At 63.2% G+C, this 26,243-nt stretch carries 21 protein-coding genes; 9 read left to right on the plus strand and 12 right to left on the minus strand.

What is annotated here, in order from left to right:
• Window positions 1-187: 187 nt before the first annotated feature.
• The 4 genes from JKL48_RS04255 to JKL48_RS04270 form a co-directional block, all read right to left on the minus strand.
• Window positions 188-2,170 (minus strand): T9SS type A sorting domain-containing protein, encoded by a 1,983-nt coding sequence (locus JKL48_RS04255; protein ID WP_201978991.1) that lies wholly within the window; start codon window positions 2,168-2,170, stop codon window positions 188-190.
• A gap of 318 nt (window positions 2,171-2,488) precedes the next feature.
• Window positions 2,489-2,665 (minus strand): hypothetical protein, encoded by a 177-nt coding sequence (locus JKL48_RS04260; protein ID WP_201978993.1) that lies wholly within the window; start codon window positions 2,663-2,665, stop codon window positions 2,489-2,491.
• 125 nt (window positions 2,666-2,790) lie between these two features.
• Window positions 2,791-3,453: an MIP/aquaporin family protein gene (locus tag JKL48_RS04265; protein ID WP_201978996.1), complete on the minus strand. Its 663-nt coding sequence runs from the start codon at window positions 3,451-3,453 to the stop codon at window positions 2,791-2,793.
• On the minus strand, window positions 3,450-3,956 hold the full coding sequence (locus JKL48_RS04270) for a GNAT family N-acetyltransferase (protein ID WP_201978998.1): 507 nt from the start codon (window positions 3,954-3,956) through the stop codon (window positions 3,450-3,452). The genes JKL48_RS04265 and JKL48_RS04270 overlap by 4 nt, the downstream gene beginning before the upstream one ends.
• Before the next feature lie 396 nt (window positions 3,957-4,352).
• Between JKL48_RS04270 and JKL48_RS04275 the strand changes: the two genes are divergently transcribed.
• Window positions 4,353-5,258 carry a histone deacetylase family protein gene (locus JKL48_RS04275; protein WP_201979001.1) on the plus strand — a complete coding sequence of 302 codons (906 nt, stop codon included), beginning with the start codon at window positions 4,353-4,355 and terminating at the stop codon, window positions 5,256-5,258.
• 168 nt (window positions 5,259-5,426) lie between these two features.
• Here JKL48_RS04275 and JKL48_RS04280 read toward each other — a convergent pair whose 3' ends face one another.
• The 3 genes from JKL48_RS04280 to JKL48_RS04290 form a co-directional block, all read right to left on the minus strand.
• Window positions 5,427-6,134, minus strand: a complete 708-nt coding sequence (locus JKL48_RS04280; protein WP_201979005.1) for a methyltransferase domain-containing protein — start codon at window positions 6,132-6,134, stop codon at window positions 5,427-5,429.
• A gap of 3 nt (window positions 6,135-6,137) precedes the next feature.
• A complete protein-coding gene (locus tag JKL48_RS04285; RefSeq protein WP_201979007.1) occupies window positions 6,138-7,355 on the minus strand; it encodes a type III polyketide synthase in 1,218 nt (405 codons plus the stop codon).
• Window positions 7,356-7,636: 281 nt separating this feature from the next.
• A complete protein-coding gene (locus tag JKL48_RS04290) occupies window positions 7,637-8,755 on the minus strand; it encodes an NAD(P)/FAD-dependent oxidoreductase (protein ID WP_201979009.1) in 1,119 nt (372 codons plus the stop codon).
• 221 nt (window positions 8,756-8,976) lie between these two features.
• Here JKL48_RS04290 and JKL48_RS04295 point away from each other — a divergent pair, with 221 nt between their 5' ends.
• A complete protein-coding gene (locus tag JKL48_RS04295; protein WP_201979012.1) occupies window positions 8,977-9,312 on the plus strand; it encodes a T9SS type A sorting domain-containing protein in 336 nt (111 codons plus the stop codon).
• A gap of 76 nt (window positions 9,313-9,388) precedes the next feature.
• Here JKL48_RS04295 and JKL48_RS04300 read toward each other — a convergent pair whose 3' ends face one another.
• From JKL48_RS04300 to JKL48_RS04315, 4 genes are all read right to left on the minus strand, one after another.
• Window positions 9,389-9,550 carry a hypothetical protein gene (locus JKL48_RS04300; RefSeq protein WP_201979014.1) on the minus strand — a complete coding sequence of 54 codons (162 nt, stop codon included), beginning with the start codon at window positions 9,548-9,550 and terminating at the stop codon, window positions 9,389-9,391.
• A 44-nt stretch (window positions 9,551-9,594) separates the two neighbouring features.
• Window positions 9,595-10,671: a flavin-containing monooxygenase gene (locus tag JKL48_RS04305; protein WP_201979016.1), complete on the minus strand. Its 1,077-nt coding sequence runs from the start codon at window positions 10,669-10,671 to the stop codon at window positions 9,595-9,597.
• Between the two features lie 12 nt (window positions 10,672-10,683).
• On the minus strand, window positions 10,684-13,584 hold the full coding sequence (locus JKL48_RS04310) for an ATP-binding protein (protein ID WP_201979027.1): 2,901 nt from the start codon (window positions 13,582-13,584) through the stop codon (window positions 10,684-10,686).
• 73 nt (window positions 13,585-13,657) lie between these two features.
• Window positions 13,658-15,016 (minus strand): sigma-54-dependent transcriptional regulator, encoded by a 1,359-nt coding sequence (locus JKL48_RS04315; RefSeq protein ID WP_201979030.1) that lies wholly within the window; start codon window positions 15,014-15,016, stop codon window positions 13,658-13,660.
• Between the two features lie 366 nt (window positions 15,017-15,382).
• Between JKL48_RS04315 and JKL48_RS04320 the strand changes: the two genes are divergently transcribed.
• Both JKL48_RS04320 and JKL48_RS04325 read left to right on the plus strand, forming a co-directional pair.
• Window positions 15,383-17,596 carry a T9SS type A sorting domain-containing protein gene (locus JKL48_RS04320; RefSeq protein WP_201979032.1) on the plus strand — a complete coding sequence of 738 codons (2,214 nt, stop codon included), beginning with the start codon at window positions 15,383-15,385 and terminating at the stop codon, window positions 17,594-17,596.
• A 300-nt stretch (window positions 17,597-17,896) separates the two neighbouring features.
• Complete coding sequence (locus JKL48_RS04325; RefSeq protein WP_201979034.1) at window positions 17,897-18,781, plus strand: DNA/RNA non-specific endonuclease; 885 nt, start codon at window positions 17,897-17,899, stop codon at window positions 18,779-18,781.
• A 272-nt stretch (window positions 18,782-19,053) separates the two neighbouring features.
• Here the strand turns inward: JKL48_RS04325 and JKL48_RS04330 are convergent, their stop codons facing one another.
• Window positions 19,054-19,350 carry a hypothetical protein gene (locus JKL48_RS04330; RefSeq protein ID WP_201979035.1) on the minus strand — a complete coding sequence of 99 codons (297 nt, stop codon included), beginning with the start codon at window positions 19,348-19,350 and terminating at the stop codon, window positions 19,054-19,056.
• A 235-nt stretch (window positions 19,351-19,585) separates the two neighbouring features.
• On the opposite strand from JKL48_RS04330, the gene JKL48_RS04335 reads away from it, so the two are divergent.
• The 5 genes from JKL48_RS04335 to JKL48_RS04355 all read left to right on the plus strand — a co-directional run bounded on the left by JKL48_RS04335 (window position 19,586) and on the right by JKL48_RS04355 (window position 26,219).
• Window positions 19,586-20,434: a dihydroorotate dehydrogenase gene (locus JKL48_RS04335; RefSeq protein ID WP_201979036.1), complete on the plus strand. Its 849-nt coding sequence runs from the start codon at window positions 19,586-19,588 to the stop codon at window positions 20,432-20,434.
• Between the two features lie 148 nt (window positions 20,435-20,582).
• Complete coding sequence (pyrF, locus tag JKL48_RS04340) at window positions 20,583-21,362, plus strand: orotidine-5'-phosphate decarboxylase (RefSeq protein WP_201979037.1); 780 nt, start codon at window positions 20,583-20,585, stop codon at window positions 21,360-21,362.
• A gap of 52 nt (window positions 21,363-21,414) precedes the next feature.
• Window positions 21,415-22,041, plus strand: coding sequence for an orotate phosphoribosyltransferase (gene pyrE / locus JKL48_RS04345; RefSeq protein WP_201979038.1), 627 nt, complete (start codon window positions 21,415-21,417; stop codon window positions 22,039-22,041).
• Window positions 22,042-22,176: 135 nt separating this feature from the next.
• Window positions 22,177-25,242 (plus strand): AIR synthase-related protein, encoded by a 3,066-nt coding sequence (locus JKL48_RS04350; RefSeq protein WP_201979040.1) that lies wholly within the window; start codon window positions 22,177-22,179, stop codon window positions 25,240-25,242.
• Window positions 25,243-25,283: 41 nt separating this feature from the next.
• Window positions 25,284-26,219, plus strand: a complete 936-nt coding sequence (locus JKL48_RS04355) for a phosphoribosylformylglycinamidine synthase subunit PurQ (RefSeq protein WP_201979043.1) — start codon at window positions 25,284-25,286, stop codon at window positions 26,217-26,219.
• Window positions 26,220-26,243: the final 24 nt, after the last annotated feature.

Consider the following 26,243-nt stretch of genomic DNA (forward strand, 5'->3'; position numbering starts at 1 on the left):
CGGCAAACAAAAGCGCCCCCGGCCACGGGCCGGGGGCGCTGCACTGCGCAAACGCTTGAACGTCATGCTGAGCTTGTCGAAGCATCTCTACTGCTTCGTTGAATCGATTGGATTACGCACGTGGTAGAGATGCTTCGACTGTGCTCAGCATGACGTTTCATTTTATTGCTCCGTTACGTGAGTGCCCCTAGTAGCGCACCAGGCGCTTGCTGAAGCTGCCCGTGTCGGTGCGCACCCGCACGGCATACACTCCCGCCGGCAGCGCGCCCAGGTCGAGCAGCAGGGTGTGCGGGTCGGCCCCCGGCCGGGGCACCGGGCACGGCAGCACCCGGCCCAGGGCGTCGAGCACGTCCACCGCCACGGGGCCGGCCGGGCCGTCGGGGGGCAGCCGCAGGGTGGCGGTGCCGCTGGTGGGGTTCGGAAACAGGCTGGCCTGGGCGGCCCAGGCGCGGGCCTGCTGGGCACTGGTGGGCCGGCCGAAGGGGTAGAGCGTCTGGGTGGCCGCGCAGCCCAGGTTGTTCCAGACGGTAACCGTGACGGGCGTGCCGGCCGGCGGCACCTGTGCGTAGCGGTAGCGGAAGGGGCCGGCGGCGTAGGTGTCGCGCACGGTGCCGTTGCCCAGGTCCCAGCGGAAGCGCACGTTCTGGGCGTAGCGGGGGCCGGCGGTGGAAAAGTCGACCAGCACCAGCGAGTCGGGGTAGGCGGCGGGGGGGGGCACCACGCCCAGGTTGGGGCGGGGCGGGTAGCGGCAGTAGTCGGGCACGAAGGGCGCCCCCACCCCGGCCGCCCCGCTGCCGCCGATGCCCACCCCATAAAAACGCTGGGTGTAGGTGGTGCGGGCGGGGCTGTTGAACTGCTGGGCCGAGCCCCAGAGCATGAGCGAGTCGCCGGGCTCGTGCATCAGGCGGCCGGGGATGAGCTGGCGGGCGTTGGGCAGGGCGTAGGGGCCCAGCGTGGGGTGGGGCTGGCCGGTGGCCGAGTAGCGCAGCACCAGGGCTTGAGGGGCGTTGAGGGGGCCGGCGGAGGCACCGAGTAGAATATCCCCGGCGCGGGTCTGGCGCAGGTCGGTTACGTTGGCCGTTTGCGGCAGCGTCACCGTCCATTGCACATTCCAAAGCGAGTCGAGCTTGACCAGGCGCAGCACGTAAGGGTTAGGGTTGGTCGTCACGCGGGGCTCGTACTCGGTGAGCACGGCCAAGCCCTTGTCGGTGGTCGGTATCAGGCGCAGGGCGTTGTCGAAGTCGCCCTCGATGCCGAAGCGCTTGGTGCGCACCGTGTCGCCGCTGTGCGTGAACTCAACCAGCCGCCAGTCGAGCGAGAAATAGGCCGAAGTCGTTAGCGGCGTGCGCACGCCCACAAAGCCGGCGGCCACATAGGCCCCGTTGGGCTGCAGGCGCAGGTCGGCCGTGCTGGCGTCGCCGGGGAAAGTGCGCTCCCACACCAGTTGGCCTTGGTTGTCGAATAGGTCCAAGGTCTGCCGGTTTAGCCGGGTGGAGCCGGTGGGTGTGGTATAAAATACCGTGTTGGCCGCTACCATGTATCCATCGGGCGTGCGCACTAGCCCCCCCATGCCAAGGCTGGTCTGCCGGCCAACAGCATCGAGTCCGTGGAAGTCGGTTTGCCAGAGCACCTGCCCTTGCTGGTTCAGTTTGGCCAAGGTGTGCCTTTGTGTAGTTCCGGGGCCACCTAACTTGTTTGTGCCGCCCCAGGTGAACGTTCCGTCGAGATTGCTCGCTACGTAAAAGATGTTGCCGTTCCGGGCAGGCAGCACCTGGGTGCGCAGCGAGTCACCTTGTGCGTTGGTGTACAGAAAATAAGGGTAGTACCCCCCGGAAGTATTAACCACACCCGCGTGAACGTACAGATTCGGACTGAGCTTGAGCGAGCCGGCGTAATTGTTGGCCGTCTCGCCCGCAAACCCGCTGCGGTAGCTGTGCTGCCAGAGCGGGGTTTGGGCCTGGGCGGTGAGTGTGAAGGCCAGCAAAGACACCAGCAGGCCGGCCAACAGACGTGGTTTGGCTAACCGAGAGCGGCCGGTAAGCTCATTCCACCCGCGCAATGCCAACGGGGGTACGGCGGAGTTACTAAAGCGGCTGTTGCGCCGAAAGTGCACCGAGCAGTCCTGCCCGGTCTGAACTGCCAGCGTCGATGGTGGGTAGCGGTTTGCCATGGTATCGGGTAAGAAGTAGAGGCGCATTCGGTGCGGCAAGAACAATGACCCGGCGAATGCTGGCCCGCAATAGCAAGCTGGATAGTCTCGGTTCGTTGGCTTCATGCCCAATAAATTGCCCAAAATTTCCAGCAAGTTTCGGTCCAACCTCAACTACTTTCCTCCGCATCCCAACTCGCTGCCCTTTTTGGGGAACGGGTTGGGGTCGGACCCCAACCCGTTCCCCAAAAAGGGCAGCGAGTTGCCAAAAAAGGGCAGCCGGTTCCCGAAAAAGCGGAACCGACTGCCCTTTTTACTGAAGTAGTTCGGGTGTGCGGGCTAGGCCTTGGCGAGCTTGGCCTTGGCTTTGCTTTGGCCCGCGAAACGGGGTTCCAGCTTGGTCACGGCGGCCTGGGCGCCGGGCTGGTTCAGCGAGGCCGCCGTTTTCAGAGCCGAGTAAGCCACCAGGGCGGCGGTGTAGCCTTCGGAGCCGGCCTCCATGCGGGTGCGGTCCACGTCGGTGGCGAAGCCGTTGAGCTCCAGACAGAGGGGGATAGCAGAGCAATACCTGCTGCTTTTGCCGCACCCGCAAAGGAAATTTCTTCTGCCTAATGAAAGGCAAGGCAGAAGCCAGCGCTGCCCTACGCCTGCTCGGTGGCTTGCAGCCAGCGGTCAGCCAGCACGGCCAGCAGCGCGCCCGCCACCGGGCCCACCACGTACAGCCACAAGTCGGCCAGGTGTCCGCTGAGGAGGGCTGGCGCCAGGGAGCGGGCCGGGTTCATGGAAGCGCCGCAGAGCGGGCCAGTCACCAGCGCCAGCACGCCCACCGTGGCCCCAATGGCCAAGCCCGCCCACAGCCCCTGTTCTTTGGAGCCCGACGTGACGCGCAAAATCACCAGCATCAGCCAGAAGGTAATGAACGTTTCGAGGCCCAGGGCCTGGCCCCAGCCGTGGGCCGCCAGGGTGGTGCCCAGCAGCGAACCCGGCAAGGCCACCAGCGCCACCAGCCCGCTGCCCGCGAAGGCTCCCAGCAGCTGCGCGCCTATATAGGGCAGCACCCGCCGCCCCGGAAAGCGCCCCGCCGCCCAAAACGCCACCGTCACGGCCGGGTTGATGTGGGCGCCGCTCAACGGCCCCAGGCTTTGAATGATGATGAACACCGCCAGCCCGAAGGCCGAAACAATGCCCCCAAGGCCCAAGGCATGGGTTTGCTCGTCCACCACAATGGCCCCGGTCCCAAGCATCATCAAGACGGCCGTGCCCAGCGCCTCGGCTAGCAGGCAGGTGCGCAGCGGCACGCTCATGCCGTGGCCGGAGTTGCCCCCACTACCGCGCTCCGCCGTTCCAGCAGCAGCGTGTCGCGCCACTGCCCGCGCATCTGGCCGATGCGCTCGCGCCGGCCCACCTGCCGGAACCCCTGGGCTTCGTGCAGGCGCAGGCTGGCGGCATTTTCTGGGAAGATACCCGCCTGCAAGGTCCACAAGCCCTGCCGTTCCGATTCGGCTGCCAGCGCTGCCAGCAGGGCCCGGCCCACGCCCTGCCCGCGCGCCGCTTCCCCAATATACACGCTCACCTCGGCCACGCCCGCGTACACGCAGCGCCCCGACACCGGCGAGAGGGCCGCCCAGCCCAGCACCGCGCCGTTTTCATCCACAGCCACCAGCCGGCACACTGCCAGGTGCGCGGCGTCCCAGTCGGCCCAGGTGGGCAGGTCGGTGGTGAAGGTGGCATTGCCAGTGGCAATGCCCTCGGCGTAAATGGCGCACACGGCGGGCCAGTGGGCGGGCGTCATCGGCACAATGTTCATAGCACGAAGCTAGTACAGGGAGTGTTAAGAGAATAAAGCGGAGTAGGAATGCGAGTGTTTTATCCGCCAAAACAACGGTCATGCAGCGCGCCGCAAAGCTTCTCGCTCGCGCCGCTTGTCATCCTGAGCTTGCGAAGGACCTTGTCACGATAGGATGACTTATTCAACGGTGACAAGGTCCTTCGCAAGCTCAGGATGACAGTCGATTTGAATCATCATTGCACACGAGATGCTTCGCGGCGCGCTGCATGACGTTACTTGTAGTCTGCTCTTGCCACCCGCACGAAACTTGTCTGCATTCCGGCGTGAGCAGAGCCTTCGCAAGCGCCGAATGCAAGCGCTTAAAAACCCTCTCAAAACACCCCATGTCGGCTGGGTGTTTCCCCCTCGCTTCCTATGCTACCCATCGCCTTCGCGCCCAGCTACGCCCACGCGCTGCCCACCGGCCACCGTTTCCCCATGCTGAAATACGAGCTGCTGCCCGAGCAGCTCTTGCACGAAGGCACGGCCACCGCGGCCGATTTTTTCGTGGCCACGCCGCCGCCCGAGGCCGACATTCTGCGGGTGCACGATGCCGGCTACTACACCCGGCTGCGCCTCGGCCAACTCACCCGGCAGGAGGAGCGTGCCACTGGCTTTCCGTGGTCGGCAGCGCTGTTTGAGCGCGAAATCACCATTCTGGGGGGCACCATTGAGGCGGCGCGGCGGGCCCTGGTGCACGGGGTGGCGTTCAACATTGCGGGCGGCACGCACCATGCGTTTCGGGGGCGGGGCGAAGGCTTTTGCCTGCTCAACGACCAGGCCGCCGCGGCTGCGTGGCTACTGGCCACCGTGCCCGCCATTCGCAAAGTCCTCATCGTCGACCTCGACGTACACCAGGGCAATGGCACGGCCGCTATTTTCCAGGACGAGCCCCGCGTGTTCACCTTTTCCATGCACGGCGCCCGCAACTACCCCGCCCGCAAAGAAGCCTCCGACCTCGACCTGCCCCTGCCCGATGGTACCGACGATGCCCACTACCTCCAGCTCCTCGCCGAAACGTTGCCCCGCCTACTCGATGAAGTACAGCCCGATTTCGTGTTCTACCTCGCCGGCGTCGACGTGCTGGCCACCGACAAGCTGGGCCACCTCGCCCTCACCCGCGCCGGCTGCCGCCAGCGCGACGAGCTGGTGCTCGGCCTCTGCCACCGTCACTGCCTGCCGGTGGTGGTTTGCATGGGTGGTGGCTACTCCGAGGGCATCATCGACATCGTTGAAGCCCACGCCAATACGTTTCGGGTAGCAGCCGGGCTGTGGGGCTGATAGCGAGCAGTGAGCAAAAAGAACGTCATGCTGAGCGCAGCCGAAGCATTTCGCGTGTGGCAGCAATTCTTTTATTCAACGATTGAATTACCATTGCACGCGAGATGCTTCGGCTGCGCTCAGCATGACGTTCTTTTTGCTCACTGCTCACTGCTCACTGCTCACTGCTCACTGCTCACTGAAAATCACCAACTGCCAGCGAAAGGCCCAGCGCCAGCGCAACTCGTAGCGTGCGATGCCGGCCTGCGCCAGCAAGACCACCCAGTCGGTGCGACGGAAGGCGCGGGCTACGGATAGCGGCGCGTCGTGCCGCACTAGGTAGGAGCCGCCCAGCAGCCGCGTCAGCCACTTGATGCTGTGGTAAGCCAGCCAGTGCCGGTGCAGGTCGTTGATGACCACGGCCATCTGCGCCTGCTGCTGCCATTGCCGGAGCAGCGGCACCAGTTCGTCGGTGGTGAAATGGTGGCAAAACAGGCTGCACGTCAGCACATCGAAAGGCTGGGCCTGAAATTCGGGCGAGAAAATATCGAACTGCCGGTAGCTGATTTCGGGGTAGTCCCGGCTTTTGCCGGCCGCGTAGTCCAGCATGAATTCGTTCGCGTCAATACCCACCAACTCAACCGCGACGCTATTTTTGCGGGCCCAGCGGGCTATTTGGCGCAGGGTATCGCCGCCGCCGCTGCCCAGGTCGGCCACGCGCAACGGCCGGCCGGCCGGAAACCTGGGTCGAAGTCGTTGCAGCGCATCAAGCACCGGCGCGTAGCCGCCCAGCCAGGTGTTGATGGTTTCCAGCTCGTCCAGGTTCTGGCGCAGGGCATCGGAGGCCAGCGTCAGGTCGTCCATCAGCTCCGGGCCGGAAGCTCTTTCATTTAACATCTATCAATTAACATTTAACAGTTCGAGAGGTGGAGCAGCAGTTGCCAGCTCGTCCGGCTTTGGGGAATCAACCGCTTGCGCCTGCTTGTTAAATGGTAAAGGATACTTGTTAAATGAAACCTCCAGCAGCATGGCTTCCATGGTCAGGCCCGGCCCGAAGGCGAAGCTGAGCACCGGGGCGCCGTGGTCGGCGGGGGCGGCGGCGGCCAGCACGTCGCGCAGCACAAACAGCACCGTGGCCGACGACATGTTGCCGTAGTCGCGCAGCACGCGGTAGGCGTGGCGGTTGTCCTGGCGGCTTAGGCCCAGCTCGGTTTCGATGGTTTCCAGAATCTTGCGGCCGCCGGGGTGAATGGCGAAGTGGCGAATGTCGCCCAGCTGCACCGGCAGGCTGGCCAGCAGCCCATCGGTCAGCTTGCGAATGCCACGCTGAATGAGCTTGGGCACGTAGCTGCTCAGCGTCATCTCAAACCCAAAGTCGTTGATGTGCCAGGCCATGTCGTCGTGCCCATCGGGCTCCAGGCCGCAATGGAAGGCTTGCAGGGCCAGGCTGGGCGCCTCGTTGGGCAGCGACTGGCCTAGCACCAGGCAGGCCGCCGCGCCATCGCCAAACAGGGCATTGCTTACGAGGTGGTCTTCTTCCGGGCTCTTCTGGAAGTGCAACGTACACAGCTCCACGCTCACGATGAGCACACGGGCTTCGGCATCGGCCCGGCAAAAGGCATCGGCGAGCTTCACGGCATTCACGGCCGCGTAGCAGCCCATGAAGTTCACGCAGGTGCGGCGCACATCGGGCCGCAGCCCCAGCACCTGCACCAACTCAATGTCGAGCCCCGGCGCGTACATGCCCGTGCAGCTCACCGTCACCAGGTGGGTGATGCTGGAAGCGGCCACGTCGGGCACTTGGCGTAGGCAGTCGCGCACGGCCTCGGTGGCCAGGGGCAGAGCCTCGCGCCGGTACACGGCCATGCGCTGGCCCACGCTGGGGAAAGGCTCCAGGTCCGGCGTGTTCGGGAAAAAGGTGTAGTCGCCGTTGGCCCGCCCGTAGTCCGGCAGCACCGAGTAGCGGTGCTCGATGCCTGACACCCGGTACAGCGCCCGCAGCTTGCGCGTGTCGTCCTCGCCAAACCCCAGCGCCCGCGCCATAAATTCGGCAATCTGCGGCTGGGCAATGCGGTGGACGGGGTTGGCAGTGCCGATGGCACCTAAATAACTCGGCATTCCGGGAGGGGCTTACGGATAAGGAAAAGGGCAAATGCAACTCAGAAACGCGGCCAACGGAGTGAGCTTCCATCGGCCAGTGCTCTATTTACGGGATATCAAACAGTTTTGCGCGGCGCTTTGCTAAAAAAACGGCAATAATATTCTGGCATTCCCCAAGCAGCCGTTTGCGTTACCAGGCGGAGTACCCCGAAATTTCATTTCGGCCCATCTGGTCCGTCGCACGACCCGAAATAATATTTCGGGGTACTCCGCCCGCCTCAAAAACGCCCTCAAGCCCATCAAAAAGGCTGGCCGTGGGTGCGCCGCATCAGCATCCGCACGGCGCCCGGCCAGTGGCTCAGGCCACCCACCACCAGCTCGCTCAGCACCGGCCCGCCAAACAGCCGCTGCACCGCCCGGCCCACCCGCAGCCGCGCCGAAAAATGCGCGTGCCAGGCCCGGCTGTACGCTTGTTCCAATTCGGCCCGCGAGGTGGCACCCTGCAAAAAATCGTGGACGGCCGCCGCTGCCAGCGCCGCCCCGTGCAGCGCCATGGCCATGCCGTTGCCGCACAGCGGCGTGATGAGGCCGGCCGCGTCGCCCACCATCAGCACGTGCTGCTCCACCGGCTGCTTGGGGGCAAAGGAAATTTCGTTGATGACCTCCGGCTGCGGATAGAGCACCTCCGCCGAGTGCAAAATCTCGCGCAAATGTGGGTTGCGGGCCAATACAGCCTCTTCCAGGGCCGGAATGGTGCCGTGCTGCTTCAGGTTCTGGCGGGTGGTGAGGTAGCAGAAGCACAGCTTGTCTTCCTCAATGGCCGAAATGCCGGCGTAGCCATCGGCGAAGTTGTGCAGGGCAATGACGTTGCGCGGAAACCCGGCCAGGCGCAGGTGGTACTTCACGCCCAGGTAAGGCGAGCGTTGGCTGAAAAAGGGCCGTTGCAGCTGCCGGTCGAGGTTGGCGCGCTTGCCGTAGGTGCCCAGCACCACGCGGGCCGTGAGCTGGCGGCCATCGGCCAGCGTCACGCGGTGCTGGTCGGCGCCGGCCTCAAATGCCACGTCCGTCACCGTCGCCTTCAAATGAAACGTGACGCCTCGCGCCACGGCCCGTTGGTAGAGAAAGTCATCGAGCACGTACCGGCTCACCCCAAAGCCGCCCAGGTCGAGCGCAGAAGTAAGCGTGCGCCCGCCGGGCGACGATACCAGAAATTGGGAAAGACTCGCCGGTCCCAGCTCGGCCGGGTCGGCCCCGAGGCGGCGCAGGTAGGGCAGCACCTCGTTGCTCACGTATTCGCCGCACACCTTATGAAACGGGTACTGCTTGCGCTCCACCACTGCCACGCTATGGCCGCGCCCGGCCAGGTCCAAAGCCGCCGCCAGGCCGGCGAGGCCGCCGCCAATCACCAGAATATCCACTTAGTTGGTCGGCAAAATGAGAACCATGGAAGCGAAAATACCGTAATTCATCGAGGTTTCTGTATATTCCCGTAGGCCTAGTGCCTGCGTTGCTGTACCTTTGTCAACTAAATCCATTATTTCCCGTTAGGTTCTTAGGCGCCGCTCTTCTTTCCCCACCCGCAAACTATACTATGATGCAACGCTACTTTTTACCATTTCTATTCGCTGTCTGTCTGAGCTTGGGCGTTGGCCCTCTGCTACATACTCCCCAAGCCGCTGCCGCCGCAACCAGCAAGCCCGGCCAACAGATTAAGCCCGGCGACGACAAAACCCTGCTGGTGTACCCCAACCCCAGTACCGGAATTGTCCATCTCACCATCAACAACCTGCAAGGCAAGAAGGTGGAGTTGAGCGTGCTCAACGTCATCGGCTCGGTGATGTACCACGAAACGCTGACTGAGCTGAATGACCGGTATACCAAAATGCTTGACCTCAGCAAGTTTGCCAACGGCCTGTACTACGTGCGGCTGGAGTCGGACAACACCAGCCAGATGTGCAAGCTGGTCATCCGCTAAATAGAAATTTTCCTGTCAACACGTCACAAAAAAAGCAGCTTTCGGGCTGCTTTTTTTGTGCTGAACCAGCGAGGAGCTATTGCACGCGCACCGGCTCAGGCGCGAGCATCTCCTCTACATTCGAAACGGTTTTGAGGGCGAGAAAAGCGGTGACCAGCAAGAGGCCAAGCATGAAAATAAACATGGGGCTGAAGGAAATACGGGTGGATAAAAAGCGGCTTCTTTCCGGAAGCTGCATCTGAAGTATTCAACCCAAAAACCGGGGGGCGGGTTTCAACAAGATTAGGGCATTTGGCGCAGGGCCGCCACCACGCGCCGGGCATCGGCACCCGCCCCGTTCAGCAGGGCCGAGCGGCGACTGTCCAGCCAGTTTAGGCCCAGAAAGGCTACCCCGGCTGCCGCCGTAAGGCCCCGGTGGTGCTGCGGCTGGCCATCAGCCCCGATAATCGGCAGGTCAATCCAGTCATAATCCGGCCGGTAGCCGGTGGCCCATACCACGGCATCGAGCACTTTTGAAGTACCACTGAGGCCCTGAATACCGCCCGTGGGCAGCGCCGCCATGCCCCGGCCGATAAACGTGACGTTTCCAAACGCCCGCAGCCGGGCCAGGTCGTCGCTGACCACGCCATCGGGCCGGGCGCGCAGGCGTTGGCCCAGGGCCGTGTGGCCCGGAATGCGCAACAAGCCGCTCAGCACCATAATAGCCCACATGAGCTGGTTGTTGGGCAGCGCGGGCGTCTTTTCATCGTAAGCCACGAACACGGCCCGGCCCGTGGCCGCGATGTCGGCGGCAATTTGAATGGCGGAGTTGCCGCTGCCCACCACGGCTACGGGCCCATGGCCCGGCAGCTGGCCGGGGTGGCGGTAGTCGCGGCTGTGCAGCTGGGCCACGGCGCGGGGCAGCTGGGCGGCCCACTCGGGCAGCCTGGGCGCCGAGTAGGGCCCGGTGGCAACGATGACGTGGCGGGCCACATAAGTCCGGCCGGTCGCGGTTTCCAGCTGGTAGCCGCCCTCGGGCGCGGTGCTCAGGCGCGTTACGCGCTGGTTCAGCTCCAAAGGAAAGGCGAAGTGGGCCGCGTAGTCACGCAGGTAGTCCAGGGCCTCGGTGCGAGTGGGGTAGCGCAGGGGCGAGCCCGGCCACGGCCGGCCCGGCAGCCCGCTGGCCCAGGCCGGCGAAAACAGCCGCAGCGAGTGGTACCGGCCGGCCCAGGCTGTGCCCGCCGTCGGGGCCGCGTCCAGCAGCCGGAAGTCGACGCCACTTTTCTGCAAATAATAGGCGGCCGCCAGTCCGGCCTGCCCCGCCCCCACCACGACCGTATGCGTGCGAATAACCGGGGCAGAAAAAGCGAGTTCGAGCATTAAATAAGCCGGTTATTTCGCCTGCTCGGGAAACTCGTGCCGCAGGTCGGCCATCACCTGCTCGGTCACGGCGCGCACCTGGGCCACTTGCCGGGCGGCGTGGGCAAACTCGGGCGGCGTGTCGCCATAGGCCTCAATCTCGCGGATTACCTGCCGCAGGCTTTCCACGCCCAGCCCGTCGAGGGAGCTTTTGAGGTGATGGGCCGCGTCGCCCACGGCTTCCCAGTCGGCTTTGGTGAGAGCTTCGTCGAGAGCCGTGAGAATGGCGGGCGTGGTTTCGATGAAAGCCCAAGCGAGGCGCCGCACAATGGCTTCGTCGTTGCGCACCAGCTGGCGCACGTTGTTGAGGTCGTACAAAGGTTCTGCAGAAGGCATGGTGTAGGGCGTGGTGTAGGTTGGGAGGGGTTCAGCAGCCCGCTGTTGGTGGGCCAGCACGGTTTGCATGGTTTCGAGAAGTTGCTCCTCGCGGTAGGGTTTGGCCAGGTAGCCGGCAAAGCCGTTGGCTTGCAGGCGCTCGGCTTCGCCGGCCTGGGCCCGCGCCGTGAGGGCGATGATGGGCGTGGCGGCCCGGGCGGCATCGGGGTGTTGGCGCAGGGCGCGGGCAGCGGTTTCGCCGTCCATGCCGGGCATCTGAATGTCCATCAGCACCAGGTCGAAGGGGCGGTGCTCGAACAGCTGAATGGCGGCCGGCCCGCTGGCGGCGGTGGTCACCTGCCAGCCCCAGTTGCGGAGCACGGTTTCGGCCAGCAGGCTGTTCACGAGGTTGTCTTCTACCAGCAGCACCCGGCCGGCGTTGGTAGGCACGGGGGCCTCGTCGGCGGTGGCGGCCGGCGTAGTGGGCGCAGGCACGGGCACCGGCTGGAAAGCCAGCGTGAAGGCGAAGGTACTACCCGTGCCCACTTCGCTGCTCACGCGCAGCACGCCGCCCATGAGCTTCACGAGGCCCTCCGAAATGCTCAGGCCCAGCCCCGAGCCGCCGTACTCGCGGTCGGTGCTGGCGGCGGCCTGAGTGAAGGGCTCAAAAACCTTGTCCAGCGACTCGGACGGAATGCCCACGCCCGTGTCGCTCACCGTGAATTGCAGCCAGATGGTGCCTGTCGGCTCGGCGTGGTTGGTGGGGGCCGGCACCGGGCGGCAGCGCAGGCGCACCGAGCCGGTTTCGGTGAACTTGATGGCGTTGCTCACCAGATTGAGCAGGACCTGGCGCAGGCGGTGGGCATCGCCCAGCACGGTGGGCAATTCCACGAGTTTGTCTACGCGCAGACGCAGCTCCTTCTCGCGGGCCTGGGGCCGCAGCAGCGAGGCGCAGCCCGTGAGCAGCTCGGCCGGGCTGAAGGGAATGGACTCGGGCCGCAGCTTGCCGGCGCCGAGGCGGGCGGTGGTCAGCACGTCGTTGAGCACCGTGAGCAGGTGCTCGGCCGACTCGCCCAGCAGCCGCAGGTAGTCGTGCTGGCTGCGGCTGAGGGTGGTTTTGGCCAGCACCCCGGTCAGGCCCAGGATGCCGTGCAGCGGCGTGCGAATTTCGTGGCTCATGTTGGCCAGGAAATTTTCTTTGGCCTGGGCATCTACTTCGGCCTCGCTCACGGCCGCTTCCAGCGCTTGTTGGGTGCGCTTCAGCTCGGTGATGTTGCTGTCCACGCCCAGCACCTGGGCCGTGCCATCGGAGCGCACAAACAACCGCTTCACGCTGCTGAACCACGACACCGTGCCATCGGGCGCCGTGTGGGATTCTTCAATGGTCAGGTCCTGGCCCGTATTCAATACCTGCTGGTCCTGCACGATGTACCGGGCTACCTCGTCGGTGCTCAGCAGCGGCCCGCCGGCTTCGCCGTAGTGCACCAGCTCTTCCGGCGTCAGGTTGTAGAGGGCGGCCAGGGCGCGGTTGGCCAGGAAGTAGTTGCCGTGCCCGTCTTTCAGGTAAATGGGGTGCGGCAGCGCATCAATTACCTGCCGGAACAAACGGTACTGCTCGGCCAGCTGGGCCGAGGCGGCGCGGCTCTGCTCATCGGCCAGGTGCCGCTCGGTCACGTCCTCCGCTACCCCAATGATGCTCGTGACCTGCCCTGCCGCGTTCCGCGCAAAGGGTGTGTGCGTACTGCGCAGCCAAATGAGTGAGCCGTTGCGGTGGTGCAGGGCAAACTCCAGCGCGAGGCTTTCGCCATCGGGCAAGCGGGCCACTTCCTCCATGTGCACCCGCAACTGTGCCAGCTCATTGGCCGGCAGCAGGCCGGGCAGCAGTGTTCCGTTCGGAAAGGCTTGCAATTCAGCCCTATCATAGCCCAGCACCAGCTCGATGCGGCGGTTGGCGTAGGTGTTGCGCTCCTGGGTCAGGTCGTAGACGTAGATGAGGTTCGGCACCAAATCCACTATTTGGCGCAGCAGGTGGCGGCTGTGGCGCAGCTCGTCCACGGCCGCCCGGTGGCGGGTCACGTCTTCGGCACTGCCCGTTATTTCGAGCACCTGCCCGTTGGGGCCGGTGGCACCGGGCCGCACCCGCAGCCGCAGCCAGCGCCAGCTGCCGTCGCGGTGGCGCACGCGGCAGTCCCAGCTCAAGGGGCGGCTGCCGGACAGCATGTCGTGGAAGTTGCCTTTTTGCAGTTGAGCATGGGAGTCGGGGTGCAGCAGCCGCGCCGCAAGGGCCGGCCCCAGGTCGAGCATGGCCTGGCTGCTGAAGCCCAGCACCGTGTGGCAGTGGCGGTTGCAGTGCAGCAGCCGCCGGTGCTGCAAGTCGTAGCTAAACAGGATGAGGGGCACCTTGTCGGCCACGCCCTGCCGAAACAGCGGTGGAATCCCTTCCACGGGCGAGGCCGTGTTGGCGGGCCGCAGCTGCTGGGCATCCGGCCCGGCCGCCCGTCGCGCAGCCGGTACAGCCTTGCGGCGGGCCTGGCGTGAGAAGCGGGAGCGGCGCATCATGGCAGGGAGCTAAAGCGATAAAAGCAGCGGATGAGAAAGGCCGGCACGGCCGGTGGCAGCAACGCCGAGCAATTTAACCAATTCGCAGCTCCTGCTGCTGAATCATGCGGTAGATGGTCGATTTGCCGATGCGCAGCCGGGCCGCTACGGCCAGCACATCACCGGCCATCTCGTCGAGGCAGCTTTGGACGATGGCCGTGGTTTGCTCCCGCAACGACAGCTGACTGCCCGGCCCTACCGTGACGCGGCCGGGGCGCAGGGGCAGGTCTTCGGCCTGCACCAGTTCGCCATCGGCCAGCACGGTGGCCAGCTCAACCACCGCTTTCAGCTCGCGCACGTTGCCGGGGAAGGAGTGCGCTTTCAGCCGGTGGCGGGCCTCGTCGGTGAGCTGGCGCAGCGGCAGGTTGTTGAGGTGGCAGAAATCGCGCACAAACACATCGGCCAGCAGCAGCACGTCGTTGCCGCGCAGGCGCAGCGGGGGCAGGGCAATGGGCAGCCCCAGCAAGCGGTAGTACAAATCTTCGCGGAAGCGACCGGCCTGCACTTCGGCCAGCAGGTCGCGGTGGGTGGCCACTATCAGGCGCACATCGAACGGAACGGCCTGGCTGCCGCCCACGCGGGTCACTTCCCGCTCCTGCAGCACGCGCAGCAGCTTGGCCTGCAGGCTCAGGTCGAGGTCGGCAATTTCGTCCAGAAACAGGGTGCCGCCGTTGGCTTCTTCCAGCCGGCCCACGCGCCGCGCCACCGCCCCGGTGAAGGAGCCTTTTTCGTGCCCAAACAGCTCGCTTTCCACCAGTTCGCGCGGAATGGCGGCCATGTTGACGGCCACAAACGGCTGCGCAGCCCGCCCCGACTGAAAGTGAATGGCTTTGGCCACCAGCTCCTTGCCGGTGCCGGTTTCGCCGCTCACGCTCACCGTGATGGTGGTGCGGGCCGCCTTGGCAATGAGCGTTTGCACCGCCTGCATGGACGCATGCTCGCCGAGCAGGGCCTGGCCAGCACCGTAGCGCATGCCAATTTGCTGGCGCAGCTGGGTGTTTTCGCGGCGCAGGCGGGCCTGTTGCTCCACCTTGCCCACAATGTTCCAGAGGCGGTCGAGGGTGTTTTCGTCCTTAACGAGGTAGTCGTAGGCCCCCTGGCGCAGCATGCTGACGGCCGTGCCCACATCCTCCTGGCCCGAAATCACGAGGACTTCGGTGCCGGGCAGGCGCTCTTTTATCTGGCGCAGCACGAGTTCGCCCTTGGCGTCGGGCAGGGAATAGTCGAGGGTGATGAAGTCGGGCTGTTCGCCGAGCTGGTCGAGGCAGGCGCGGGCGGTGGTGAACCGCAACACGCTGTGGCTGGGATTCTGGCCCAGGCGGTGCGTCAGCAGCTCGCCGTACCACTCGTTGTCCTCAACCACAAAAATTTTGAAGGGTAGCGTTGGCATCATGGTAGAGCAGCTTAAAGCACCAGGCACCGCCCAGGCTTATTGGAAGTGAGAAATAGCAAAGTTGCTAGTGCTTCATTGGAAAAATTATATTACAAAAATACGTCACAATAAGCTCATCCTTCAAAAAATCATTGTCAAAATGGGTAAGATACGAAACCTGACGCTAGTCGGATTGCAGGGGTTTACAGCCCTGTTTCTCGTTTTAGGAACAAAATCCAATAATGGGAAGGATGGTTTGCAGGCGCTGAAATCTATGTGGCTGATAACTAGCTAATGTTGGAAAAAGAACGGACATGGCCGTGGAATTGCATGGTTTGAGTAGCAGTGTGCCAATAATTCAAATTTTTTTCTCATTCCTATCTATTTATGCAACCCTCTACACAAACCCTCATGCCCAGGCGACTGTTTCGTGCCTGGATGGTCATTGCCATCGGTGTGGCTTTGGGAGCGCGGGTCGCGCACGCTACCCCCATTTATTCCACAACCGGCGTGGTGAGTTCCAGCGTTCAGTGCTCTGGACTTGGCTGCGCGGGCCTTGGGGTCGACCACGATAACCGTGCCGCCGACAACAACCTGATGGGCACCTACGCGGTGATGTCCAAAAACGCGACTGCCGCCTCGAGCGTTAGCCTGCGCCTGGGCTTGAGCGGTACCGGCCACCAGGGCGACCGTGCCGGCCTGCTAGTGGCCCTGGATGGTAGCGCGGTGAGCCTCAGCGCGCTGGGGGCCTATACCATCAAAACGTACCTTAATGGCTCTGCTACCGCGCAGGAGTCGCATGTGGTTGAGGTAGATGGCATCCAAAGCCTGCAGGTGCTGGCGGCGGCCAGCCCGCCCTCGCAGCTGGAATTTGTGGCCAATCGGGACTTCGATGCGGTTGAGCTCACCATCAGCGGGGCAGCCAGCCTGGGCTACGACCTGCGGGTGTATTATGCCTACGGGGTGCCCGCGCTGGTGCCCCTGCCGGTGCAAGGGCTGGCGTCGCAGTTTTCGGCCACCAACCTTGCGCCCTACTACAGCACGGCCATTGCCGGCGGCAGCGGCGTGGCGGTGTGCGGCAACACCACCATCACCAACCCGCAGTACGCCGTGGATGCCAGCCTGACCAACCACGCCACTTTCGGCACCTTTGTGTCGGCCAATTGCCCGTCCACGCTCAGCGTAAAGCTGCAAGACCTGAAGACCGCGCCGGCCGGCTACTACGCCGGCTTCGTGTTGGGGAATTCGGGAATTGTCGATTTGGATGTGCTGAGTGGGCTGCGCCTGACCACCTACAAAACGATTAACGGCGTGCGCACGGCTCAGCAGTCGGCCACGGGCGTGGGCCTGCTGAACCTGGCGCTGCTGCCCGACGGCAAATACCAGGTGAGCTTCCCCAGTACCTTGCCGTTCGATGAGGTGCAGATTGAGCAAATCAGTGGATTGTCGGCGCTGAGCAATCTGGATATTTACTACGGGTTTGGCCTCGAGCCCAGCGCCTTTCAGGGCACCAGCCGCGTCCTCTCCGATTTTTCCTCGACTACGGCTGCCAGCAAGGCCCGCGCAAGCATCAGCGGCGTATGCGCCCTGTGTGGGGTAGCCAACCCCGCCGGTGCGGCCGACAACAACCCCGCCACCAGCGCCACCGTGGTGGTGACGGCCGGTGTTACCGCCACGGTAGGGTTGGCGCTGGACCTCAACGGCCAGGGCCGGGCCGGCAACCGGGCGGGGGTTATTATCCAGAACAACGCCAACAACGGACTGCTGGACCTGGCCTTGCTGAACAACCTGACCCTGAGCACCTACGACAACAATGGGAAACTATTGGAAACGGCATCGGGCTCTTCCCTGCTATCGGTAAACCTGCTGCCCGATGGCAAGCAGGAGGTGTCCTTCCGCACCACCCAGGATTTTTCTTCGGTAAAAATTTCGGCTGCCTCCTTGCTCGGGGTGGGGGTGAACATCGGCGTTTTCCAAGCCTTTGCCGACGACTTGGCCAGCGGGTTATTGCCCGTCATTGTTCCCCTGCCGGTGGAGCTAACGGCCTTTGCCGGCCAGTGGCTGGGCGGGGCTGCCGAGCTGAAATGGACCACCGCTTCGGAAAAAAACAGCGACTATTTTGTGGTTGAGCGGTCGACGGGCCGCGATGACGGTTTTCAGCCAGTGGGCCGGGTAGCGGCCGCCGGCAGCAGCACCCGCACGCTGACGTACCAGTTCCGCGATGCCGAGGCGGGCGCCCAAGGCGCGGCTATTCTCTACTACCGGCTGCGGCAGGTTGATGTTGACGGCACGCAAGCGTTTTCGCCCCTGGTTGCGATGGCGGTGGGCAAGCAAGCCACCGCCGCACCGCAGCTGGAGCTGTACCCGAACCCCGCGCCCGATGCGCAGTCGGTAACCGCGCACTTCCTCAACCGGCCCGTTTCCGCAGGCACTCTGCTCGTGTACTCGCAAATGGGCCAGCTGGTGCGCCAACTGCCCGTTGTGGAAGCTGCTCAGGTGCTGGCCCTGCCCGCGCTGGCCCCCGGACTCTACCACGTGGTGCTGCGTGATGCGCAAGGCCAGCAATTGGCGGCCCAACGGCTCGTGGTGGGCGGGCGTTAAGGCAAACCACTTTCTTGGGCAATGAAAAGCCCCGCCGGACCACCGGCGGGGCTTTTCATTGCCCAAGAAATGGGCCGCTATGAGCTATAAAAAATGACCAGCGGCGTTGCGAATGATTTGCCGGCGGCAATACAAAATCTATATAAAACATAACTTTTCTGTTGCCTTATTATGAGGCCAAAATGTTCTTGCAGGGGGAGTTAGTGCATTGGTAATAGTTGTGTAACATTGCGATAGTAGTGAAGCAATTTCAACAAATGACTTTTGCGGTCACTAGCACCTTTCACTCTTTTCTTTTTTATGAAGCGAACGATTACCCGTCTCAGCAGCGCCGCGCTGCTTCTGGCCCTGGCCGCCTCCTGCTCGCGCACCGAGCAAGTGACTCCCACCACCGGCCCCACGGCCGCCGTAGCAAACCAGGACGCCACCCGCGACAACAACTTGGCCATGGGCAACCCCAGTGGCGCGGTGGCCGACACGTACTACTACTGGAACTACCTGATGACCAAGCCCCAGTACACCATGTCCTATCATCGCGACAGGGGCACGCCCAACTGGGTGAGCTGGCACCTGAGCAGCGCCTGGCTGGGCAGCACCCCGCGCCAGGACGATTTCCGCGCCGATGACACGCTGCCCAGCGCTTGGTACCACGTGGGCGGCACCAGCTACAGCGGCTCGGGCTTCGACCGCGGCCACAACTGCCCTTCGGCCGACCGCACTGGCTCGGTTACCGACAACTCAGCTACCTTCTTGATGACCAATATGATGCCTCAAGCCCCCACCAACAACCAGCAAACCTGGGCTAACCTGGAGAACTACTGCCGCACACTGGTAGGGCAGGGCTATGAACTCTATATCATCGCGGGCAGCTACGGCAAAGGCGGCACCGGCTCCAACGGCTATTACACCACCATCGACAACGGCCACATCACCGTGCCGGCCCGCACGTGGAAAGTGGTGGTGGTGCTGCCCGAAGGCAGTTCCGACGTCGGCCGCGTCACCACCAGCACCCGCATCATTGCCGTAGACATGCCCAACTCCAATTCCATCAGCACGAGCTGGGGCAGCTACCGCACCACGGTGGATGCCATCGAGTCGGCCACGGGCTACAACATTCTCTCGGCTGTGAGCAGCACCGTGCAAAGCACCATTGAGTCGAAGGTAGACACGGGGCCCACCAGCTGAGAAAAACGCGTAATTGCGAATTTGACAGCATGCGAAGCACGTCACTAATACCCGTTTCGAGCCAGCAAAAAGCCCCTGAAATACCAGTGTATTTCAGGGGCTTTTTGCTGGCTCGAAACAGCAGGAACTGCTTTCAGGAGCGGAATAAAGAGCCAAAGTTACGGTGGCTACTGCTTGCAAAGCAACGGGTTAGAAAACACCAAAATTTTTTTACGGCCAAAAGCCGACCCCAAAATGTGCGCTGATTAGCGAGTTAGGCCCGAAAGCGACGCTCAAAAAACACGCAAAAAAACACGCAAAAAAAACTTAATGTGACCAGTGATTTGGCCGGCATAAACATTCCGTAATTTTGCATCGTGCTTCAGCCCAATAAACAGTTGATGAAGTGTGGGACGCTCCGCCAGGATGTGCCGCAGCGAGACCGGAAGGTCTTGTCCCCCGTCGGTTTCGCCGATTTTTCGTTTACGATTTCTGGTTTTTGCCCCGCCACCGTTTCGGATTTTGAAACGGTTTTTTTGTGCGCGGCCGGTTCGGCTTCGTTTCCACTGGCTTTTAGTAACAACCCTCATTCCCTCAACCCTAGTAGATACCAACTCCCTCGTCTCCGGAGCAGAAGTGGCTGCGCTAGTTTCGGCTCACGCCGGCAACCGCAACCTGAGCACCGATTAACCGTGACAATGAAGCTGTTTAGGAAGTGAAAACCGATGTCATCCTGAGCGCAGCGAAGGACTTTGTCCCAACGGAACGGCGATTCTGCAGGCGTGAGAAAGTCCTATACCGAGTACCAAAATACCTTGAAAAGCCATGAAGCTCGGCGCCATTACGTTACAGAATTCCGTTTGCCTGGCCACGGCTCCGTGGGACCTCGCCGGCGAAGGCTATGAGCAACTGGGTGCGATTTTCACCAAAACCGTGACCATGGAGCCCCGCGCCGGCCTGCCCGGCGACGAAGGCATCCTGCAAGTGGCCGACCAAACCCTGCTCAACCGCACCGACCTCCGCACCGAGGGCGCAGAGCTATTGGTACAGGAGCATCTGCCGCGCCTGCGCCGCTTCGGCGTGCCGGTGTTTGTGAGCATCACCGCGCCGGGCGTGCCGGGCTTCCGCAAAATTGCGCGCTACCTGCAGCGCGAAGCCGGCGAGCAATTGGCGGGTGTGGAAGTCTACATCACCGTGCCCCACGGAGGCTCCGGCTCCGATGTGACGGCCCACTACGTGCGCGAAGCCACTGAGGCCGTGCGCAATGAGTTGCGCGACGACCTGGCCGTAGTTGTAAAACTGCCACCGTGGCCCGACCACATCCGGGGCCTGGCCCTGGGGGCGCAGGATGGGGGAGCTACAGCGCTGGCTGCAACCAATACCCTCAAAGTATTGCACCTGCCGGCTGACCCCAACGCCGCACCATTAATAGGCGGGCTCTCGGGCGAAGCGTTGCGGCCCTTGTCGCAGCGCTGCGTGTGGGAACTGGCGAATGACTCCAACCTGAACCTGCCCATTTTCGGCACGGGCGGCATTTTCACGCTGCGCGACGTGGAAGACTACCTGCGGGTAGGCGCCCAGGCCGTGCAGGTTGCCAGCGGCGAATGGCTGTCGCCGGGCCTCTCGGCCCGGTTGGCGTCGGAAGTTGCGCACAATACTTCAGTATCTCGGTAAGTTTAGAACGTCATGCCGAGCGCAGCCGAGGCATCTCGCTCGCTTCGTTGAACGATTGATTTACTACCACACGCGAGATGCCTCGGCTACGCTCGGCATGACGTTCTAAAAGCCTCGTTTTCCCTCTTCACCACCCCAAGCATACCGAATGCAAAAGCTGCTCACCCGCGTTCAAAAGGCCAATTCCCTGCTCTGCGTGGGCCTCGACCCGACGGGCAACGATGCGGCCGCCACCCAGCGGCTGCGCGAGGTAATTGCCGAAACCGCCGCCTACGCAGCCGCTTTCAAACCCAACCTTGCCTTCTTTCTGAGCCGTGAAAACGGAGTGGCCCTGCTCCAGCAAACCGTGCAACGCATCCCGGCCGGCATCCCCGTCATTCTGGATGGCAAATTCGGCGACATTGCCAACACCGCCGAGCAGTACGCCCGCTTCGCCTATGACATTGTGGGGGCCGATGCCGTAACGGTGAACCCCTATATGGGCGACGATGCCATCCGGCCCTTCGCCCGGCCCGGCAAGCTGGTTTTTTCGCTGGCGAAAACATCCAACAAGCCGCAATATGGCCTGCAGGACCAAGCCCTGGCCACCGGTGGCACCCTCAGCGACCGCGCTGCCCAGATTGCCCGGCAGCTCGATGAGGAACTGACCGAATCGACCATTGGCCTGGTGGTGGGTGCTACCGAGCCGGCCAGCATGGCCAAAGTCCGCGCCGCCTGCCCCGAGCAGTGGTTTTTGGTGCCGGGCATCGGCGCGCAGGGCGGCGACTTGGAAGCCACGCTCCGCGCCGGCCTGCGCGCCGATGGCAGCGGCCTGCTGATAAATTCCTCGCGGGGAATCTGGCAGGCAAAAGATGCAGGCGCCGCCGCCCGCGAATTGCAAGAACAAATCAACAAATTCCGGACCGTGTCGAGCCCGACCCACGCCTGAGCCAAAAAGCCGCTTCACCGCGGCTTTTTGCATGTTAGCCTTTCTGAATCAGATGACTGAAACCACCAACACCCATTCGCCCATCGCCCTCGACGCCGAGCTGCTGGAGCAGCAATTGCGGCAGGAAGATGCGCTGTTGCGCGGGCACTTCCGGCTGTCGTCGGGCCTGCATTCCGATACCTATGTGCAGTGCGCCCGCTTCCTGCGCCGGCCCGACTTGGCGGAGCCCGCCGCCGCCGCGCTGGCTGGCCAAGTTCAGGCCGCCGGCCTGCAGCCCGACGTGGTGGTTGGCCCCGCCATGGGCGGCGTGGTGATTGGCTACGAGCTGGCCCGGCAGTTGGGCGTGCCCGGCATTTTCACCGAGCGCGACGCCGATGGGCAAATGACCCTGCGGCGCGGTTTCACCATCGAGCCAGGCGAAAGAGTTGTCATTGCCGAAGATGTGGTGACCACCGGCAAAAGCACGCTGGAAGTAGCCAAAGTGCTGCGTGAGATGGGCGCTGAAGTGCTGGCCGTGGCCTCACTGATTGACCGCACGGGCGGAAAAGGTGGGCTGGATTTTCCGCATTTTGCGCTGCTTTCGGTGCAGGCCGCGACCTTTGCCCCGGAGAGCTGCCCCCTGTGCGCCGCCGGCGTGCCGGTAGTGAAGCCCGGCAGCCGGCCGGAAAAAGCGTTTTGATGTATTGCCCAGCCTCAGCCTGAACGACACGCTGAGTGCAGCCGAAGCATCTCTGCTGCTTCGTTGTGATAGTAAATAATTAGTTGTGCAGTAGAGACGCTTCGGCAAGCTCAGCATGACGTTTCGATATTATTGATGTCCGATAACGCCCCCAACACCACCCACACCATCCAGCTCACGCTGAAGCCCGGCCAGCACGATGGCGACGGCCAGCGCGTGGCCGAAGCCGCCGCCCGCCACTTGGGCCTGAAGACCGGCCGCGTGCGCAGCGCCGCCCTCTACACGGTGCGCTACCCGCTCAGCGAAACGCAACTGCATGAATTCGCCACCCGCTGCCTCGCCGACCCGGTGCTGCACGACGTGCGCCTGAACGAGCTGACGGCCGCCGAAGGCTTCGCTGCCTACATCCTCGTCGCCCGTCGCCCCGGCGTGACCGACGACGAAGGCACCTCGGCTCAAAACGCCCTCGCCGACATCCTGAACGAGCCGCTGGACATCCACACCCAGCACATCTTCAGCAAGCGCCTCTACCTGCTCGAAAACGACCTGCCCGCCGAAGACCTGCGCCGCATCGCAGAAGAGCTGCTCGGCAACAAGCTCATCAACTGGCTTGAAGTGGGCCGCGTGGCCGATGGCATCCGCGACTACACGCCGCGCCCCGGCGGTGGCGCCGAGGCCATTACCGAAATTATTAAGCTAACCGACCGCAGTGACGCCGAGTTGGTGCAGCTGTCGAAGGACAACATCTACGCGCTGAGCCTGGAAGAAATGCGGGCCGTGCGCGACTACTTCGCCGCCGCTGAGACCCAGGCGGAGCGCAAAGCCGCCGGCCTGCCCGCTGCCCCCACGGACTGCGAGCTGGAAATCATCGCCCAAACATGGTCGGAGCACTGCAAGCACAAGGAATTTTCGGCCCTCATCAACTACAAAGACTTGGAGACGGGCGAGGAGAAGCAGGTCGATTCGCTCTTCAAAACCTACATCAAAAATGCCACGTCGGAAGTTGACCGCCAGCTGCGCGCCAATGGCAACGACTGGCTGATAAAGGTGTTTTCGGACAACGCCGGCGCGGTGCGCATCAATCCCGATTCGCTGTTTGTGTGGAAGGTGGAAACGCATAACTCGCCCTCGGCCATTGACCCGTACGGCGGGGCCATCACCGGCATTTTGGGGAACAACCGCGACCCGTTGGCCACGGGCATTGGCGGCGCACAATTGCTGTTCAATACCAATGTGCTGTGCTTCGGCAACCCCGAGTATGACGGGCCGCTGCTAACGGGGCAGCTGCACCCGCGCCGCATTCTGGAAGGGGTGCGCAAGGGCATTGAGGACGGCGGCAACAAGTCGGGCGTGCCCACGGTGAATGGCGCCATTGTGTTCGATGACCGGTACGCGGGCAAGCCGCTGGTGTACTGCGGCACCGGCGCGGTGATGCCGATGCAATTCGCGGGCAAAGACTCCTGGGAGAAAATCATTGATGCCGGCGACCGCATCATCATGGCCGGCGGCCGGGTGGGCAAGGACGGCATTCACGGCGCCACGTTCTCTTCGATTGAACTGGACGAAACGGCCCCGGCCACGGCCGTGCAAATCGGCTCGCCCATCACGCAAAAGCTGGCGATGGATTTCCTGATGCTGGCCTCGCGCCGCGGCCTGCTGAAGTGCAGCACCGACAACGGCGCAGGTGGCCTCTCGTCCTCCGTAGGCGAGCTGGCGGGCATTTCCGGTGGCGCGGTGGTGGAACTGGAGCGCGTGCCTCTGAAATATCCTGGTTTGCGGCCGTGGGAGATTTTCGTGAGCGAGTCGCAGGAGCGGTTTACGCTGGTGGTGGAGCCCGGCAAAATGACCGAGCTGCTGGCGCTGGGCCAGGAAATGGAAGTGGAGTTGACCGATATCGGCCACTTCACCGCCGATGGTTTTCTGGACGTGCGCTTCGATGGCGCGCCGGTGGCGCGGCTGAACATGGATTTCCTGCACGAGGGCGTGCCGCGCAAAATTCTGGAAGCGGAGTGGACCAAACCTGCCGCGGCCGAGCCGGAAATTCCGGCCACTGCGGACTATACCGCCACGCTGGGCCAATTGCTGGGCTCGCTCAATATCTGCTCGCGCGAGTCCATCATTCGGCAGTACGACCACGAGGTGAAAGGCCGCACCATTGTGAAGCCCCTAATGGGCGCGACGGGCCAGGCGCCGCAGGACGCGGCCGTGGTGCGCTTCAATTTCGAGAGCTGGGAGGGAGTGGCCGTGAGCAACGGCATCCTGCCGCGCTACGGCGATTTGGACGCGTATGACATGTCGGCCGGCTCGTTTGACGAGGCCGTGCGCCAGATTATTGCGGTGGGAGGGAAGCTCCCGAACCTGACGCCTGGCGACGGCATTTTCTGGTCGGTGAACGACAACTTCTGCGTGCCCGATTCGGTGTACGACCCCACCACGAACCCCGATGGCAAGCAGAAGCTGGCCAAACTGGTGCGCATGTGCGAGGCCTTACGCGACGCTACGGCGGCCTACTGCATCCCGCTCACCAGCGGCAAGGACTCGATGAAAAACGACTTCAAGGCCGACGGCGTGAAGATTTCGGTGCCTCCCACCGTGCTCTACTCAATGACGGCCAAAATGGAAGACGTGCGCCGCGCCATCACCTCCGACTTCAAGCAGGCCGACGACGTGGTGTACCTCTTGGGCGAAACCCACGATGAGCTGGGCGGCTCTGAATTCTATGCTCTGCACGGCCAGTTGGGCGCCAATGTGCCCAAGGTTGATTTCGAAAAAGCCAAGGCGCTGTACACCCTCGTGGGTCAGGCCAACGACCAAAACCTGATTCAGTCCTGCCACGACCTGAGTGACGGCGGCCTCGCTGTGGCGCTGGCCGAATGCACTTTCGGCTACAACTGCGGTGCCAGCATCGACCTGCCCGAAACCGGCCTGGCGCTGCCGACGCAGCTGTTCTCCGAGTCGCATTCGCGCTTCCTGGCCACGGTGGCACCGGAGGATGTGGTGGCTTTTGAGCAGCTGCTCGGCCGCCGCGCCACGCGCCTTGGCATTGTGACCAAGGAGGTGCGCCTAGTGGTGCGCCACGGTGGCCGTGAGGTGATTTCGGCCGATACGGATGTATTGCGAAGCCTGTGGACCAACGGCCCTGTAAATAAGCTGCTTGGCGTGGTGTCGAAGGAAAACCTCAGCCATTCCAATTCGCTGTAAAAGCACAAGATTCAATTCCATTGGCCCAAAAGACTTTTGAAATGGTACAAGAAGCCACCCAGGCAGCACATAAAGTTCAATCGGAGGCACAAACCCAGGTGTCGGCTCCGACTGGCACGGTGCGCGCGCTGATTCTGACGGGCTTTGGAATCAACTGCGAGGAAGAATTCGCGGCTGCCTACCGCATGGCCGGCGCCGAGCCCACCATTGTGCACCTCAACCAGGTGCTGCACGGGCAGGTGAGCATTCACGATTTCGATACCCTGAACTTCCCCGGCGGCTTTTCCTTCGGCGACGACCTGGGTTCGGGCGTGGTGCTGGCCAACAAGCTGCGCTACCGCCAGACCGGCGCCGGTGGCCGCACGCTGCTCGACGACATCAAGCAATTCATTGCCGACGGCAAGTTTGTGCTCGGAATCTGCAATGGCTTCCAGGTGCTGGTGAAGCTGGGCTTGCTGCCCAACCTCAGCGGCGAAGTGACGCCCGAAGTGACCCTGACCCACAACGCCAGCGGCCGCTACGAAGACCGGTGGGTAACGCTCCGTGTAAATCCCAAGGCCAGCACACCTTTCCTCAAAGGCATCGACACGCTGGAAGTGCCCGTGCGCCACGGCGAAGGCCGCCTCGTGATTCCGGACGCCGCCATTCAGCAGCGCATCGAAGCCGGCGGCCTCAACTGCCTGAGCTACCTCGACGCCAACGGCGACGGCACCAACGTGTACCCTTTCAACCCCAACGGCGCGGCCCTGAACTGCGCCGGCCTCACCGACCCCACGGGGCAGGTATTCGGTCTCATGCCGCACCCCGAGGCCTTTTTGTCGGCCTACAACCACCCCGACTGGGCCCGCCGCCGCCGGCAGAATCCCACTGCTTCCGAGGAAGGGGAGGGGCTGCGGATTTTCAAGAACATTGTGGAGCACATTGCCCACTCGCGTACTGCCGCAGTTGCCGCCGCAGAGTTAGCCACCCAGCGTTAGTGTTCATTTACAACCAAATCCAGC

It is taken from the genome of Hymenobacter rubidus, assembly GCF_016734815.1.
Lineage (GTDB): Bacteria > Bacteroidota > Bacteroidia > Cytophagales > Hymenobacteraceae > Hymenobacter > Hymenobacter rubidus.